The sequence below is a fragment of the Kineococcus gurbantunggutensis genome (assembly GCF_050871925.1).
GTDB lineage: Bacteria > Actinomycetota > Actinomycetes > Actinomycetales > Kineococcaceae > Kineococcus.
On record NZ_JBJLSG010000301.1, the window covers coordinates 1 to 2,423 of the forward strand.

General features: G+C 75.9%; 1 protein-coding gene. It reads left to right on the forward strand.

Translation table 11 applies throughout. The features are described 5' to 3' along the window. Positions 1-111: 111 nt before the first annotated feature. Positions 112-2,423 (forward strand): ATP-binding protein (locus ACRYR7_RS25205; RefSeq protein ID WP_432575115.1); only part of this gene is annotated, 2,312 nt, incomplete at its 3' end.

Genomic DNA, 2,423 nt, shown 5'->3' on the forward strand with positions numbered 1-2,423 from the left:
GGCGCATCGCACGTTCGTGCGATGCGCCGGCGACGACGAGCGCCGCCGCGCTGGCACACTGACGACGCACAGGTGCCTGTGCAGGGCGGGGTGAACGACGGGGGACCGAGGGTGGACGGGCTGCACGGGCGCGAGCGGGAGCTGCTGCACGCCTCGGCGCTGCTGTCCAGCACCCGACGCTCGGGGCGCACCAGCCTGCTCACCGTCGAGGGCGCCCCCGGCATCGGCAAGAGCGCCCTGGTGCACGCCGTGACGTCCCTGGCGCGCGAGCAGGGGTTCACGGTGGGAAGCGGCGGCGGCGAGGAGGCCACGCAGATGCTGCCTCTGGCGGCGCTGTTGTCCGCGCTGCGCTCCGGGCCCGCGCCACTGCTCTCGGAAGCGGACTTCGTCGAGCTGGGAGGCCTGTACGACCGCCAGCCGTGGCTGGTCGAACGCCTGGCCGATGCCCTGGCTGTCCCCGCCGGCCGCGGACCCGTGCTCGTGGTGCTGGACGACGCGCAGTGGACCGACCAGCTGAGCGTCTTCGCCGTGCGCGTCATCCTCAGCCGGCTCGCCCAGCAGCCGCTGTGCTGGGTGCTCGCCGGACGTCCCGACCCCGGTGGCCCCGTCGAACGGGTGAGCGCAGCGGCCCGGCACCTGACCGCCGTCTCCCGGCTCGACCTGGGCCCCTTGGACGACGAAGCCGTCCAATCCCTGGTCCACGACGAGCTCGGCGCCCACCCCGACCCCACCCTGCAGCGCCTCGTGCAGCGCGCTGAGGGGCACCCCCTGCTGCTCGGCGCGCTGCTGGACGGCTGGCGTCCGCAGGTGGACGCGGCCGGCGACGCGACCGCCTCGACCTCCTCGACCGCCTCGGCCCTGCCGCACCAACTGATCCTCGCCGTGCGGCGCCAGCTGGAGGGCCTGCCGCAGGCTTCGGTCAAGCTCCTGCGCTCCGGCGCGGTCCTCGGGCGCCACTTCACCCTCGCCGACGCCGCTGTCCTGCAGGGCGAGCCCGCAGCCCAGCTGGTCGCACCGCTCGAGGACGCCGAGCGAGCGGGGCTGCTGGAGCACGAGGGCGCTCACGTGAGCTTCCGCCACGACCTGGTGCGGGAGGCCGTGTACGAAGGCCTGCCGGTGGCGGTGCGCGCCGCCGTGCACCACGACGTGGTGAGCATGATGCTGCACCAGGGGCGGCCGGCCGCGCACCTGGTCCCCCACGTGCTGGGTGAGCTGTCGCAGGCGACACCCGCGGACATCAGCCCCGCCGAGCGGCGCAGGTCAGCCGGCCTGTTGCGCGCTGCGGCCGTCGAGCTCACGCAGGCGACCCCTGCCGCCGCGGCGCAGCTGATGGAGCACGCGCTGCGGTTGCTGCCCGACGACAGCCCCGAGCGGCTGGACATGGGCCTGGAGGCGCTGGAGGCAGCCACCGCCGGGCTGCAGGTGGAGGCTGCAGCCGACCTGGGCCTGGCTCTGCTGCAGGCGGCCAGCGCCGCACCCGATGCGGGTCGCATCTGGTTGCGCCTGGTGGGACCGCTGCGGGCGCTGCACCGGGACCAGGAGCTGGAGCTGGGGGTGACGCGGGCGCTGGCGAGCCTGACGGACGACGACCCGGTCAGCGCGCCCACCCGCCTGCGGTTGCGGGCGGCGCAGGCGCTCGCGGCCAGCCGCGGTCGTGACTGCGCCCGGGTCACCGCACCGGCGCGCTCCGCGCTCGCCGACGCCGAGCGCCTGGGAGACCAGGTCGCCGCTGAGACGGCCCTCCTGGCGCTCGCCGAGTCCGCCGCCCGGCAGGGCCGGCACCAGGACGCGCTGGTCCCGGCCCGCGAGGCCAGGTTGCGCTACGGCGGGCCGGCCCGCTCAGCGGAGGTCGCGGCGTTGACCGGGCTGGAGCGCTACGAGGAGGCGCGCTCGCTGCTGGCCGAAGCCTCCGAGGTGCACCGCTCCGACGCGTGGAGGACCCTGCCCGAGCACGTCTGGCGGCGCTCGCTCCTGGAGCTGTTCGCCGGCCGCACCGATCTCGCGCGCGCGGAGGCCGAGCACCTGCTGCGACTGGGCGAGGACTTCGAGGAGTTCGCGCTCTACCGAGCCGAAGCGCACTGCGTGCTGGCCCGCATCGTCGGCACCAGGGGAGACGCCCTGGCCGGTCGTCGCCACGTGGAGGCCGCCCGCTCCGGGCTGGCCCCCGGCGACGTCCAGCAGCGGCTCACCCTGCACGTGGTCGACGGCCGCCTGGCCGAGGGCGCCGGCAACGACGCCGCCGCTGTGCTCGCCTTCACCAGGGCGCTGCGGTTGCGCCGCGAGGAGGACCTGCGCGGCGCAGGACCCGACTACGACTCCGCACCGCAGATTGTCCGGGTGGCGTTGCGCGCAGGGGCGCGTGAGCTGGCGGAGCAGGCGGCGCAGGGCGCCGCCAGCAACGCCCAGCGGAAACCCGGCGTCCC